Annotated in this window: 16 protein-coding genes; 6 read left to right on the top strand and 10 right to left on the bottom strand. The window is 37.4% G+C overall.

What is annotated here, in order from left to right; genetic code table 11:
- Positions 1 to 67: 67 nt before the first annotated feature.
- Positions 68 to 547 (bottom strand): RNA deprotection pyrophosphohydrolase, encoded by a 480-nt coding sequence (gene ytkD / locus AA0X71_RS06000; protein ID WP_413360312.1) that lies wholly within the window; start codon positions 545 to 547, stop codon positions 68 to 70.
- Positions 548 to 647: 100 nt separating this feature from the next.
- Positions 648 to 971 (bottom strand): hydrolase, encoded by a 324-nt coding sequence (locus tag AA0X71_RS05995; RefSeq protein ID WP_413360310.1) that lies wholly within the window; start codon positions 969 to 971, stop codon positions 648 to 650.
- A 133-nt stretch (positions 972 to 1104) separates the two neighbouring features.
- Between AA0X71_RS05995 and AA0X71_RS05990 the strand changes: the two genes are divergently transcribed.
- Entirely contained in the window at positions 1105 to 1362 is a 258-nt protein-coding gene (locus AA0X71_RS05990; protein WP_413360309.1) for a DUF6154 family protein, read from the top strand.
- A 59-nt stretch (positions 1363 to 1421) separates the two neighbouring features.
- Here AA0X71_RS05990 and AA0X71_RS05985 read toward each other — a convergent pair whose 3' ends face one another.
- Positions 1422 to 1859: a Dps family protein gene (locus AA0X71_RS05985; protein WP_413360307.1), complete on the bottom strand. Its 438-nt coding sequence runs from the start codon at positions 1857 to 1859 to the stop codon at positions 1422 to 1424.
- Between the two features lie 167 nt (positions 1860 to 2026).
- Between AA0X71_RS05985 and ytzI the strand changes: the two genes are divergently transcribed.
- Positions 2027 to 2188 (top strand): YtzI protein, encoded by a 162-nt coding sequence (ytzI, locus tag AA0X71_RS05980; RefSeq protein WP_413360305.1) that lies wholly within the window; start codon positions 2027 to 2029, stop codon positions 2186 to 2188.
- Between the two features lie 14 nt (positions 2189 to 2202).
- A complete protein-coding gene (gene cls / locus AA0X71_RS05975) occupies positions 2203 to 3651 on the top strand; it encodes a cardiolipin synthase (RefSeq protein ID WP_413360303.1) in 1449 nt (482 codons plus the stop codon).
- A gap of 50 nt (positions 3652 to 3701) precedes the next feature.
- Here cls and AA0X71_RS05970 read toward each other — a convergent pair whose 3' ends face one another.
- Positions 3702 to 4175, bottom strand: a complete 474-nt coding sequence (locus tag AA0X71_RS05970; RefSeq protein WP_413360301.1) for an S-ribosylhomocysteine lyase — start codon at positions 4173 to 4175, stop codon at positions 3702 to 3704.
- A 182-nt stretch (positions 4176 to 4357) separates the two neighbouring features.
- On the opposite strand from AA0X71_RS05970, the gene yidD reads away from it, so the two are divergent.
- Positions 4358 to 4591, top strand: a complete 234-nt coding sequence (gene yidD, locus AA0X71_RS05965) for a membrane protein insertion efficiency factor YidD (RefSeq protein ID WP_413360299.1) — start codon at positions 4358 to 4360, stop codon at positions 4589 to 4591.
- Here the strand turns inward: yidD and AA0X71_RS05960 are convergent.
- Positions 4586 to 5155, bottom strand: coding sequence for a beta-class carbonic anhydrase (locus tag AA0X71_RS05960; protein ID WP_413360297.1), 570 nt, complete (start codon positions 5153 to 5155; stop codon positions 4586 to 4588). The genes yidD and AA0X71_RS05960 overlap by 6 nt on opposite strands.
- Positions 5156 to 5489: 334 nt before the next feature.
- Here AA0X71_RS05960 and AA0X71_RS05955 point away from each other — a divergent pair, with 334 nt between their 5' ends.
- Positions 5490 to 6434, top strand: a complete 945-nt coding sequence (locus AA0X71_RS05955) for a metal ABC transporter solute-binding protein, Zn/Mn family (RefSeq protein WP_413360294.1) — start codon at positions 5490 to 5492, stop codon at positions 6432 to 6434.
- A 35-nt stretch (positions 6435 to 6469) separates the two neighbouring features.
- Here AA0X71_RS05955 and AA0X71_RS05950 read toward each other — a convergent pair whose 3' ends face one another.
- From AA0X71_RS05950 to AA0X71_RS05930, 5 genes are all read right to left on the bottom strand, one after another.
- Positions 6470 to 7942: an o-succinylbenzoate--CoA ligase gene (locus AA0X71_RS05950; protein ID WP_413360291.1), complete on the bottom strand. Its 1473-nt coding sequence runs from the start codon at positions 7940 to 7942 to the stop codon at positions 6470 to 6472.
- Between the two features lie 78 nt (positions 7943 to 8020).
- A complete protein-coding gene (gene menB / locus AA0X71_RS05945; RefSeq protein WP_413360289.1) occupies positions 8021 to 8839 on the bottom strand; it encodes a 1,4-dihydroxy-2-naphthoyl-CoA synthase in 819 nt (272 codons plus the stop codon).
- A 72-nt stretch (positions 8840 to 8911) separates the two neighbouring features.
- A complete protein-coding gene (gene menH / locus AA0X71_RS05940; RefSeq protein WP_413360287.1) occupies positions 8912 to 9730 on the bottom strand; it encodes a 2-succinyl-6-hydroxy-2,4-cyclohexadiene-1-carboxylate synthase in 819 nt (272 codons plus the stop codon).
- Positions 9727 to 11481, bottom strand: a complete 1755-nt coding sequence (gene menD / locus AA0X71_RS05935; RefSeq protein ID WP_413360285.1) for a 2-succinyl-5-enolpyruvyl-6-hydroxy-3-cyclohexene-1-carboxylic-acid synthase — start codon at positions 11479 to 11481, stop codon at positions 9727 to 9729. Before menD ends, menH begins: the two co-directional genes overlap by 4 nt.
- Complete coding sequence (locus AA0X71_RS05930; protein WP_413360282.1) at positions 11478 to 12887, bottom strand: isochorismate synthase; 1410 nt, start codon at positions 12885 to 12887, stop codon at positions 11478 to 11480. Before AA0X71_RS05930 ends, menD begins: the two co-directional genes overlap by 4 nt.
- A 438-nt stretch (positions 12888 to 13325) precedes the next feature.
- On the opposite strand from AA0X71_RS05930, the gene AA0X71_RS05925 reads away from it, so the two are divergent.
- Complete coding sequence (locus AA0X71_RS05925) at positions 13326 to 14261, top strand: 1,4-dihydroxy-2-naphthoate polyprenyltransferase (RefSeq protein ID WP_413360279.1); 936 nt, start codon at positions 13326 to 13328, stop codon at positions 14259 to 14261.
- Positions 14262 to 14354 lie beyond the last annotated feature (93 nt).

Genomic DNA, 14354 nt, shown 5'->3' with positions numbered 1-14354 from the left:
ACCTCTCAGACGTTTTTCTTGGAATTAATTATGATTGGCCACTTTTTAGCTACTAAAAAGTGGCATGTTAAGATTGGCCACTTTTTAGCTGTTCAATATACCGTAAACTTTTTTCAATGACAAAATCCTTCATGATAAAACTATATACATCGCTGAAGCGTTCTTCCAACAGATTTTCCTGTATTAGTGCAGGTCCTTCTGTTTCATGAAAATGAGACATTTCCTCTAATGTCCGAACTTGTCCATAAAAAATGGCTTTTACAAAAGCCTCTCCACCATCTTCGACCTCATATTCGCCGATAAACTGAAGGGAATTTAATCTCGCTCCTGTTTCCTCAAATACTTCTCGTTTCGCAGCTTCCTCTATTGATTCCCCTGGTTCAACCTTTCCACCTGGGAATTCTAAGCCCCGTTTTGGATGTTTTGTTAATAGCCAATGCTCATCATATCGGCAAATAACGAGCACATGCTTCGGTTCTTGACTAAAGGAACCTCTATTAAAAGCTAAGCGTACATTAGCCCCGTGAAAATCTTTGAATGCTTCCATAAATCCTCCAATATTTGTTGCTCTTCTATACCCTTATTATACCATCCGTTACGCCAAATGGTTGATCATACGAATAAGAGAAGAACGAAAAAAGGAGCTGTTATTTCAAATTATTTAAAATCCCCATTGATTCAATATGATTTTTTGCTTCGGTGTCACCTAGGTCATAAATCATCTGGTATACTTGAACGATTGTTTCATCATATTGATCATTTTCTCGGTCATGATGATATTGCACATATGGTACATGGGCGCGGAAAAAGTTTTGCCATTCTGTTGAATAATTGGAATCAAACATTTCTCGAAGTTGAATAATTTCATCATCTGTCGCTTCTATTTTAAAATTCCAAGCAGAATCGGTTTGACTTTGTGTAATCTCTCCCGTCCCAACAGTGATATAATAAGTCTTCTTTTCTTGACTCATTAACATCCCTCCTTTTTCCATTATCATTCGTTTTTTGATTTGCATTTAGTCATCGTTTTATGATTATTTTCATGTATAATAGGAATAATTAACAGAAAATTAGGGTATTGTATAAAAAATTGGGGGTGTTACCATGAAATTAATAGACGAAATTTTTGAATTCTATCGTGATAAACTGACCGGGGATGACGAAGATATTGATATGCTTGCCTTCGCTCTATTAGAGGAAATGTCATACGATGATTTAATGAATATCATTAAGGAATTAGATAAACAAGAACTTTATGATTTAATCGGATTATATATGATTGAAACATTAAAAGGAAAATTTGCTCAAGAAAGCTATGGACAGCAAAAAGCCCCAGCCCAACAATCGCGAAATCTTCATTAAACCATACATATTTCATTAAAAAAGCTGGCTACGTTCAACATAGCCAGCTTCTTTTACTTTTAGCTTAAGAAAGCTTTGAACATCCAAATATGCTTTTTCAAGCTTTGCTTAATTCCGATTAGCATATCTGCTGTCCCTTCATCATTCGCTTCCTCCGCTAATTCGATTCCTTCTTGTAATTCATGAACCATCGTCTCAAAATCATTCACAATCGCGTTAACCATCGCTTCTTCATTTTCATTGCCAGTAGCTTCTTTGACAGTAGCCATTTTTAAACACTCTTCCATCGTCGCAACAGGATTTCCTTCGAGTGCTAGAATCCTTTCAGCAAGGTCATCGATATTTTGACTTGCTTCATTGTATAACTCTTCAAATTTTTCATGTAAGGTGAAAAAATGCCGTCCTTTGATATACCAATGATAGTTGTGGAGCTTCACATAAAGAACGGTCCAATTGGCTACCTGCTTGTTGACAGCTTGTACTAGTGTATTTGCCATTTTATCGCACCTCCCATTCCTATAATACCCAAGTTTTTTACACAAAAACGTTATCTTTATAAAAGTTAACTGTTTTCATGTTAGAATAGCTTTGACAATCATTTAAATGATCTTTGTTCCTTCAGGCAATGAAAATAGATGAATAAAGATGTAAGGAGAGGGAGAAAATGTTAACCGTTTTAATTATTTGTATCATTATTGTCTTTGTGGTGCTGCTATTAGCTGTATTAACGACGAGCAAAGCCTATTCAATTAAGCATTCTGTTGACCCAATAGAAGATAATCCTCACTTAAATCAGGATAGTGAAACAGATAAAACCAATAAATAAGCGAGGAAACCTTAATGAGTATCACTTCTGTACTAGTTGGACTTATATTTGTTCTTAATATGTTTTTAGCAACCATCGTCATTTTCTTGGAACGTAAGGATGCAGGTGCAACATGGGCTTGGGTCTTGGTCTTATTTTTCATTCCTGGATTTGGCTTCTTCACATACTTGTTATTCGGTAGAAATTTAGCCCGTTCAAAAATGTTTCAATGGGAAGATCAGAAAAAGGTTGGAATTGCCCAATTAATTTCCAATCAACTTTTTGAAATTTGCACCGACAAATTTTCCTATCGAAACGACCTTGAAAAAAAATATCATGATCTCATCTTCATGCATTTGCGCAACAATGATGCTCTTCTTTCTCAGGATAATGAAGTGACGATTTTTACAGATGGGCACGACAAATTTCAATCTCTTTTCGAAGATATCTCTGCCGCGAAAGATCATATTCATCTGCAATACTATATTCTTAAACGGGATGACATTGGTCAAAGGCTGTTAAATGCCTTAATTCTTAAAGCAAAAGAAGGCATCAAGGTTCGGATCCTCTATGATGACTTAGGTTCAAGAACGTTAACAAGAGGATTCTTCAAGGAACTTCGAAATGCCGGCGGTGAAGTGGAAGCCTTTTTCCCTTCAAATCTAAAATTCATTAACTTACGGATGAATTTCCGTAACCACCGAAAGCTTGCGATCATTGATGGTAAAATTGGGTATGTGGGTGGATTTAATGTTGGAGATGAGTATTTAGGGAAGAATCCAAAATTTGGATATTGGAGAGATACGCATTTACGGATAATCGGAAGTGCCGTACACGCTACCCAAACCCGTTTTATTTTGGACTGGAATCAAGCATCACATCGTCATAATATCCATTATTCAGATAATCTTTTTCCTACGATAAACTCTAGCGGAGAGGTTGGAATTCAAATCGTTACGTCTGGACCTGATTCTGAATGGGAGCAAATTAAAAACGGATATATTAAAATGATCTCTTCAGCGAAGCACTCAGTATGGATTCAAACCCCTTACTTTATTCCAGATGCGAGTCTTTTAGATGCATTACGGATCGCGTCTTTATCAGGCATTGATGTACGGATTATGATTCCTAATAAACCTGATCATATGTTTGTCTATTGGGCTACCTATTCCTATATTGGAGAAATGATCAAAACCGGTGCCAAAATCTATATTTACGATAATGGATTTATCCATGCGAAGACGATCATTGTAGACAATGAAATATCCTCCGTTGGAACGGCAAATATCGATGTCCGCAGCTTCCGTCTAAATTTTGAGGTTAATGCCTTTATCTATAATCATGATATTGCCCATAGACTGACGAAAAGCTTTGAAGAAGATATGAAATTATCATGGGAATTAACAGACGAAATTTATCAAAAACGTTCCCTGCTCATCCGTTTCAAAGAATCGGTCTCGCGATTGCTATCACCAATCTTATGAGAACACACAAAAAAATCGGCGCAAAAACGCCGATTTTTTTGTGAAATTATTTAAGCGAAAACTTGCTTTAAATCCTCTTTAGACTGCTCCAACCAAAAACGCATTAAACGCTTCGCTCCTTCTAGATCGTGGAGTTTCGCTTGACCACATTGTTTTTCATTTGCTGCAGGAATTTCAACGATTTCAACTGCAGATTTCATCGTATCTTCAAGTAAATCAATAATCTCTTCAACAGTTGGTTCACCGCTAACGACTAAATAATAACCTGTTTGGCAACCCATTGGAGAAATATCGATAATATCGAAATGGTCATATTTCTCCGAATGCTCACGGATATTAAAGGCTAATAAATGCTCTAATGTATGGATGGAATCTGGCTTCATTGCTTGCTTATTCGGCTGGCAGAAGCGAATATCAAATTTATTCACAACTCCGTCTGTACCTACTTTATGAACACCACAATGTCTCACATAAGGTGCTTTCACAGCGTTATGATCTAACTCAAAGCTCTCAACTGATGGCATGTTCTTCACTCCTTTAATTTATGGAAAACATATTATTATAATCATTCGAAATTCTTACGATAAAAATCCAAGTATTTTTATCAGTTTAATACGAAATTCTCGTTCATAGACTAATATATCATATTATGTTATCTTTTTGAAGAGTTAAAGTTTAGTGATATTGGAAAGTGAGACGATAAACAATGCTCAGAAAAATGATGATCGGGATCATCCGTTTTTATCAAATAGTCATCTCCCCATTAAAACCACCGACTTGTCGGTTCTACCCTACTTGTTCCCATTATGGCATCGAAGCGATAAGCCGATTTGGCCCGATTAAAGGCGGCTGGTTAACGATAAAGAGGATTTTAAAATGTCATCCTTTTCACCCTGGAGGGGTTGATTTAGTTCCTGAAAAAAAGGAGCCAACCTCATAGCTGCTCCTTGTACCCATCAATAACTAAATCGAGTTTTCCTGTATCAGGATGAATCACAAGGCCATGTACAGGAATATCCTTTGCGAAGAGAGGATGCTTTTTAATCATCTCTACACTGTGGGAGACACTTTCTGAGACGTCCTGAAAACCTTTGAGCCATTTTGTTACATTAATTCCAGAGTAAGTCAGCATCTCCAATGTCTCTTCTTTAATTCCTCTTTCCTTCATATTCCCAATCATTTCGTCCGCTTTCATCCCAGCCATCCCACAATCATGGTGACCAATGACTAATACCTCGTCTGCTTGAAGTTGGTATACAGCAACGAGAATGCTTCGCATAATACTTCCAAAAGGATGCGAAACAAGAGCACCTGCATTTTTCACAAGCTTTACATCCCCATTACCAATGTTCAATGCTTTTGGAAGCAGTTCTGTTAATCTTGTATCCATGCAAGTGACAATGACCATTCGTTTATTTGGGAATTTAGTGGTCGAATAGGCTTCATATTTCTTTTCCTTTACAAATTCCTCATTATGCTGAAGGATTTCATCTAGTAGTTTCATAATGCATCTCCTTTTTTACACAGTTTTCCAATCGTATGTAATAATATGTATTGCCATTCCTTATAAAAAGAAAGCAATTTTTTCTTGCAATTATATCATAGATGTAATAAGATACTATAGTAAATCGGAACCATTACGTATTAATTTTTGATTCTAAATCGGAATAATTTCGTTTTTATTATAGTCCATTTAAAAAAATTCAATGATAAAACTATTTTAGCTCCTTTCGTGAGAAACTATAGTATCTCACGCCTTTTTAGTATGGCTGAAAGCCTAAAATGAATCAAAATCACAGGATCAAAAACAATAGCTTTTTAAACGAGGAGAGTATATTATGCAAAAAAATATCAGCCTATTTATTATGCTTTTCATTCTTGTTTTAGCAGGTTGTGGCTCAAAGGAAAAGAACACTAATGCCAATCAAGAAAATGACAAGTTACACATTTATACAACGGTATACCCTCTACAATATTTTGCTGAAGAAATCGGAAAAGAATTCGTTACGGTTGATACGATTTATCCTCCAGGTGCGGATGAACATACGTATGAACCATCACAAAAAGATATGATCGAATTAGCCAAATCTGACCTCTTTATTTATGTTGGATTAGGTTTGGAAGGGTTTGTCAATAAAGCAAAGCAAACATTAGAGAATGAGAATGTTACGTTAGTGGCAGCTGGTGACCATATTCATTTTGATGAAGATAGCCATGAAAAGGATGAGCATCATGATGACGGTCATGATCATGGCGATATTGATCCTCATGTTTGGATTGATCCTCTATACGCAAAAGAACTAGCCGAAGCAATTAAAGACGAACTCATTACTCAATTACCAGAATATAAAGAGCAATTAGTAACAAATTACAACGTTCTTGCTGACCAATTAGACGAATTAAATAACCAATTTGTGAGTTTAGTAGATCAAGCAGAACATAAAGAAATGATTGTTTCACATGCGGCATACGGATACTGGGAAAAACGCTACGGTATTGAGCAAATTAGTATATCCGGAATTTCTTCGTCAAACGAACCTACGCAAAAGCAGTTAAAAAAAATTATAGCGACGGCCAAGGAGCACCAGCTCAATCATATCTTTTTTGAACAAAATGTCAGCTCTAAATTAGCTGAAATTGTCCAAGATGAATTAAAAGCAGAGCCTTTATTTCTCCATAACCTTTCCGTTTTAACTGACAATGATATCAAAGAAAACAAAACGTACTTTTCAATTATGGAAGATAACTTAAAAGCATTAGAGACAGCATTTATTCATGAATAAACAAGGAAGCCCGTACTCTTTATAAAGAGTACGGGTTAAATCATTTCCCTTAAAACTCTTCTCAGTAATTTTCTTGAAGCATTTCTCGGGATCTGATCGACAAAATATACCTTTTTCGGAAGCTTAAAATTTGCCAGTTTTCCTCTACAAAATTCGATTATCTCTTCTTCCGTTAATTCGCCACTTTTAGCAACAAACGCAACAGGTATTTGTCCCCATTTCTCATCTTCTATGCCAATTACACCTGCATCCTCTATATTTGGATGGGAAGTAATAACCCCTTCAATTTCCGCAGGATATATGTTTTCTCCACCAGAAATTATGAGATCAGAGCGACGGTCCTGAACAAAAAGAAAGCCATCCTTGTCTAAATAACCGATATCTCCTGTCTTAAACCAGCCATCCAGAAAATATTGCTCATAATCGTGTTCTCGATGTAAATAACCTTTTGTTACATTCGGTCCTTTAACGATTATTTCCCCAGATTGATAAGCATCTACCTCAGCACCATCTGAATCAACAATTTTCAACTGAGATGGGAATAGTGGTTTTCCAGCTGAGCCTAATTTTTCAATACTATACTCAGGAGATAAGGTGACAATTTGTGACGAGGTTTCAGTCATTCCATACGTTTGATAGATTGGAATATTTCGTTCAACACATTGCTCCAATACGGGTAGAGGAGCTGGTCCTCCGCCTAAAAGCATGCACCGAAAATTATCTGGTAGTTTTTCTTCTCCCAACGCATCAAGTAATCGATTCATCATCGTCGTAACAACGGACATAATCGTTACCTTTTCCCTCTTAATAGACTCTATCACTTTATCTGTTTGGAATGATTCGTGAAGGACCATCTTCATTCCATAGATCAGACTTCTCATTAAGATAGAGTAACCACTTATATGGAATAATGGAACCGCACAAAGCCAGCTATCTTCTTCATGAATGCCTAAATTAAGGGCAGATCCTGTTGCACTCCACCAATGGTTTCCATATGTCTGCAGCACCCCTTTCGGATTTCCGGTAGTACCAGAAGTATACATGACAGTGCAAACTGTCTCCAAATCAATTTCTTCTAAAATTATCGGCTCTTCGAAAGGTACGGCATCTATCGTTTCCTTCCATACAGTCGTCAAGCTTTCAAATCTTGTTTCCACCGTCTGGACCTTTTCCACAAAATCTTTTTCCGTAATGAGAATGTTAGCTTTTGAATCATTGATCTGCCACACGAGTTCTTCCGCAGTTAAACGATTATTTAAAAGGACCGCAGTTCCTCCTATTAATTGTAAAGACACAAGGAACACCGCTGTTTCAAAATGGCTCTTTAATAGGCAAGCAACATAGTCCCCTTTTTTAACGCCAAGCTTTTGTAGATATCCAGCCTTTCTACATCCCAGTTCATATAGTTCCTGAAAAGTGTAATCCTTGTTTTCAAAATGAATTGCTACACGATCAGGAGTTAAATAGCTCCTTTTTATGATCGGATTCGGTATTGTTTGATTGTTCATATATCATCACCAAGTTATAAAAGTAAACAGCTTGATGACATCATCAAGCTGTTTCAACGTGTAAATATAGTTCTCAAATCAAGGGAAACGAGGGAATTGACCAAAGTCAGGCTTACGTTTCTCTTTGAATGAGTCACGACCTTCCTTCGCTTCATCTGTTGTGTAATAAAGCAATGTAGCATCTCCAGCAAACTGTTGAAGACCAGCAAGGCCATCTGTATCTGCATTCATTGCTGCTTTTAAGAAACGAAGCGCAGTTGGACTTTTCTCAAGAATTTCTTCACACCATTTAATCGTTTCTTCTTCTACTTGGTCTAGTGGAACAACTGTATTAACAAGACCCATATCTAATGCTTCTTGGGCATTATACTGACGGCATAAAAACCAAATTTCACGTGCTTTTTTATGACCGATAATTCTAGCTAAGTAGCCAGAACCATAACCAGCATCAAAACTACCAACATTCGGTCCTGTTTGACCAAATACGGCATTATCTGCAGCAATGGTTAAGTCACAAACGACATGTAATACGTGACCGCCACCAATCGCATATCCTTTGACCATTGCAATAACTGGCTTTGGAATCACACGAATTAAACGTTGTAAATCAAGCACGTTTAAACGAGGAATTTGGTCGTCTCCAACATATCCCCCATGCCCACGTACCTTTTGGTCTCCACCTGAACAGAATGCCTTATCTCCAGCTCCTGTTAAGACAATAACACCTACATTTGAATCATCACGAGCATAAGCAAACGCATCAATTAACTCCGAAACCGTTCTTGGAGTAAACGCATTATGTACATGTGGACGATTAATCGTGATTTTCGCGATTCCATTGTATGTTTCATATATGATCTCTTCATACTGACGTCCTGCAACCCATTCTACTGACATACAGCAACCTCCGTCATATAAAATTTGTACTCTGTACTTATCGCATCAGAGCCATGATATTATAAGGTTTTGTCATCCACTTATCGTATTCGACAAATACCCTTCTACTATTGTACCAAATTTTTCAGCATTCTCCACATGAATTGTATGTCCACAATCTGAAACCGACACCCATTTGGCATGTTCCACTTTATTCAGCATTTTTTCTGCTATTTGACAAAATTTTTGATCCAATGCTCCCGTAATCAAGAGCATCTCTACCTTGAGATCTGAAAGCTCCTCCCACCAAGAAGGCTGTGAACCAGTCCCCATCCCTCTTAAGCTATTGGCTAAGCCTAAAGTCGAATTACGTAATCTTTGTTCTCTTATTTGTTTTTGAACTTCAATAGGAAGATGCTTTTGACTTGCGAACAAAGGAATGTTCTCCCAATATTCTACAAATGCAGGCATGCCCTTTTCAACAATAAAGTCTGCAAGTTTACCGTCCTGCTCACATCTTAGCTTTCGCTCATCATCTGACTCAATTCCTGGAGTGGCACTTTCTAACACCAATTTTCGAACCTTTGTTGGATATTTAGCTGCAAAGGATAACGCGAGTCTACCACCCATTGAATAACCGACAAAGTCTGCTTTTTGGATTTTCAATTTCTCCATTAACAGAAATAAATCATCAACAACTGACAGCATATGATAGCGTTCTAGTTCTACAGGAGAATCTGATTTCCCATGGCCAATAATGTCGACCGCAAATAATTCCGACTGTTTTCCCCATTGTTCAAAAAAAGGAGTCCAATTTGTTGCATCCCCTGTGAAACCATGGAGCAAAATGACTGGGTAGCCTTCACCATATGTTTCGACATTATAGCGAATGCCGTCTATTACATGTCTCATGACAAGTCACCTTTCAAAAAACGACTTATTTCCTGGGAAACAAAATTCCACAAATTTCGATGTTCTTTTAAATTCATGTCGCGATTTGTCATTATTTCTATAACAGATAGTCCATTATTTTGCAAATTTCGCATGAAAGAGGAAGTAAAATGATCCCAATCTGAAACAAGCTCATATAAGCCATTATACATATGTACAACATGTTTAAAGTCTAGATCTAAAGGTGTACCAAACAAGCGCTCAAAATTTTTAGGATGATTGGCCTGAGGAAGGAAAGAAAAGATCCCGCCGCCATTGTTATTAATAACAATAATCTTCAGATTGAGATTGTAAAGTTTCGCTGCCATAAGCCCATTTAAGTCATGGAAAAAGGTCAAATCCCCCACAACAAGATAAAGAGGTTCAAGGACAGTTGACGCGCCTAGTGCTGTAGATATGGTCCCATCAATCCCATTCGCTCCACGATTGGCCATGAGTTTGATCGATTTTTCATTAAAATGGAAGAAAGAATCTAAATCCCGGATGGGCATACTATTTCCAACAAATAAAGTAGCACCTTCAGGAAGGACATCTGAAAGCTGATGGAATAGCTTTGCCTCACTTAATTCGTTGACCTCTCTTACTTTTAAAAGATTCTCCTTTGTAAAAGAGTTAAGTTCACGCCATTGTGCCAAGAATGAACTTGTACTTTTCTTTCCGACATAGCTAGCCATGTCATCGCAGAAGGCCGTTTCGCTACAATAGATCATGGAAGTCGATAATAAAGATGGATCTCTAAAGCCCGCTCCACTATCAATCACCCATTGCTCTGCATCTTTGTTTTCTTTTAAAAAGATCGTTAATGCTTTGGAAACAGGCATCGCTCCAAAGCGAATAATTAGATCTGGTTTAAGTGCTTTTTTTGCCTCTTCATTTCTCAAAAAAGTATCATATGTATCAATAATGTTTGCCCCATCATGCTTGCCACTCCTTAATTGGGAGAGAGGATCGGCAATGATTGGAAATTGCAAATGGTCAGCAAATCGGATAACTGCTTCAATAAATCCCTTTTCCTCTAAAGAACCACAAACAATAATTGCCTTTTCAAAATCCTTTAATTGCTCGCCAAATCGTTTCACAAGGTCGTTTGTTAGTGAAGGAACTCCATGATGAATCGATACATACCCTTCTTCTCGCTTCTCAAGACGGAAGAGGTCTTCTTGTTCTAAGTTTGGGACGAGTGGTTCCCGAAACGGAAAATTCAAATGTACCGGACCTGCTGGAGCCTTAATCGCCATCGCTGCAGCTCGCGCGCACACACTACGAGCATAGTCCTGCATTTCTTCTGTTTTTTCTGGAATCGCCATCTCCACAAACCATTTCACATGCTTTCCATATAAATGAATTTGATCGATTGCTTGAGGCGCACCAACGTCTCTTAACTCGTGAGGACGATCAGCTGTTAAAACAACTAATGGTACTCTAGAATAAAATGCCTCGACCACTGCAGGATAATAATTCGCTGCAGCTGTTCCTGATGTGCATAATAGACCAACTGCTTTACCTGAAGCCTTAGCCATTCCCAGCGCAAAAAACGCCGCTGACCGTTCATCGACATTGATATGAACCTGAAGTTCAGGATGTTCAGCCATTATCATCGCCATCGGAGTCGAACGAGAGCCAGGACTAACGACTACATCTGTTATTCCTGTTTGAACTAGTTCAGCCACAAAGGCTACGATATATGAAGTTAATGATTCTTGATTATTCATTTGTCTAACCCTCCAAGAGCTGAAAGCATGGGACGAAATTTTATATTTGTTTCTACATATTCACTATTTGCATCTGAATCCTGTACAATTCCACATCCCGCAAAGAGGGAAGCTTCATTTCCTTGTATAAGAGCACATCGAATGGCAACAGCAAATTCCCCGTTTCCTTGATAATCCAACCATCCAAGAGGGGCAGCATAAAAACCACGATCTAACTCTTCAATCTTTCTAATTTTTGCTACCGCTTCTCTCTGAGGTAAGCCTCCAAGTGCTGGTGTTGGATGCAAAGAATCTACCACTTGCAACAATGAGCTTTCTTCTAGTGACGTTCCTATAATTGGAGTATATAAATGTTGAATATCTCTCATTTTTAAAAGACTTGGATGATTAGGTAGCTCTACTTTTTGACAAGCTTTTTCCATGGCAGCTTTTATCATTTCGACGACATATTGATGTTCAATTAAATTCTTGTCATCATTTAGAAGCGTATCACCAAGACGCTCGTCCTCATCTTCTGTTTTCCCTCTCGCAATCGATCCTGCCAAGCAAGTAGAATATAATTTTCCCTTTTCTTTTTTAACCAATCTCTCAGGAGATGCGCCAATAAAGCAATCACCATTTGATTCAAAAGCAAAAGTAAAGCTTGCCCTTTGTTCCTGTAAAAGGCGTTGAAGAACCGCATCTATCGACACCTGGTTATTAAAATATAATCGGAGCTCTCGAGCTAAAACGACTTTTTTTAATTCCCCAGCTTTAAGGTCGGCAACAAGATTTTTGACTGATTCTATCCATTGATCAGCGTCCACTACTTCTTTATTATCAATAATTGTTGCTTCTTGCTGCGCAACTGAGAGCGATGCCAAAGATAGAATCTTTTGTCTCTCTTGGATAACCTTTTGCCACATCGTTAAATCATCATGCTTCGTGCAAAATACATTAGTCGTTAAGTATGCCTCTCCATCCATCACAGTAAGTAAAAATTGCGGAATATGAAATAATGAATGGGCATATTTAGACCATAATGAAGTCGTTTCTTTTAGTGGGTCAAAGGAAAAACCGCCAAACATTATTGGTCCTGTTCCTTTTTTATCTTCAGAATTAAAAATGATCGCATTCTTTGTTAAGTTATTCCATTCTTTTTCAACCATCTCAAACCGATTCGAAATTTTATCAGTCTGAATCTGCTCACTTATTCCTAGTCCAATTAAATATGTTTCATCGTCAGGATCCTTCCAAAAAAAACGTTCTCCAAGAAACTTTTCCTGGCCTGCCCGAAAAAAAGATAACGGCTCTATATGATCGATTTTTTGAACTTCACTTACTAATATGGGGACCAAGCTTTTTTTGGCTCTCTCAATTGCTTGTTCAATCCCTTTTTTCAGTTCCGTTTCTAGTATCGTAACCAAAAAATCCCCTCCAATAAAAAAGGCTCTTCATGTAACTTTAGGTTCATGTATAGATAATAAAGTGTTACATTACGCTGTTTTTCGTATAGGAATAATAATAACAATCTTTCCCCGCTTTATCTAGAATACAAACTTATTCTAAAATACACCTCTAAGTATTTAAATGTCAATGACAGTAGTCACTTTCTTCCTACTATTATCCTTATTATATTATCAACCTCCTTTTACGATACGATGCAGTGGTTCTTGTTTGGTAATTTTGTCCTACAATAACTGTAAAAAGACATTGACACCCTTTGTCTGATTGCCTAAACTTGAATTTGGATGTTATTCACCTTGAAATTGATGTATGTGTTATTAAAGCTGATTTTCCCATTATATTAATACCAATTTATTTTTGATTTATTTCTAAAAGCTATAATAAGGAGAGGGAGAGACATGCAAACAGAGACAAAGACAAGCTACCCACTTGTATCTCCAAATAAAAGCTGGAAAGTTTGGTGGAAGTTGACAAGACCCCATACACTAACAGCTGCATTTGTTCCTGTTCTACTAGGAACAGCGATGGCGATACATGAGACAACGATTCATGTGGGATTATTCCTGGCAATGCTGATCGCAAGCTTACTAATTCAAGCTGCAACCAATATGTTTAATGAGTATTATGACTATAAAAGAGGGTTAGATACAGAGGAATCTGTCGGGATTGGTGGAACTATCGTTCGTGATGGAGTGAAGCCAAAGACCATCATGCAAATTGCATTAAGCCTTTATGGAATATCCATATTAATAGGTGTTTACATTTGCATCAGTACTACTTGGTGGTTAGCCGCTATTGGACTATTTTGTATGATTATCGGTTATCTTTATACAGGTGGTCCGCTACCAATTGCATATACTCCATTTGGTGAAATATTTGCTGGTTTCTTTATGGGGATGGGCATAATTTTAATCAGTTTTTTTATTCAAGTCGGTACAGTTACAACTGCAAGCGTACTGATTTCCGTACCTATTTTCATACTGGTCGGTGCCATCCTGTTAGCCAACAACATTCGTGATTTAGATGGTGATAAGGAATTTGGTCGTAAAACACTAGCCATTTTATTAGGTCGGAAAAAGGCGATCTATCTATTAGCAGGAATGTTTATCGTATCGTACGGATGGATCTTTGCACTAATGATGATTGGTTATTCTTCTGTCTGGTTAGCACTTGTCGTCTTAAGTATTCCAAAAGCTGTGAAAGCAACAAAAGGCTTTATCGGAAAAACTTTACCGATACAAATGATGCCAGCGATGAAATCAACGGCTCAAACGAATACAATTTTTGGTTTCCTTTTATCCATCGGCCTATTTATCGATTACTTTATTAAATAATACGAGTAAATTTGAGGATGTCCTGTAGTAGGACTCCTCTTTTTTTAGGTAATATTTTACTAATTTCATTAAGGACATATTTTAGCAACTTAA

It is taken from the genome of Robertmurraya phoenicis (assembly GCF_047302285.1).
Taxonomy (GTDB): Bacteria; Bacillota; Bacilli; order Bacillales; family Cytobacillaceae; genus Robertmurraya.
The sequence above is the reverse complement of the archived record's forward strand: the minus strand, read 5'-3'. Positions and strand labels throughout refer to the sequence as shown.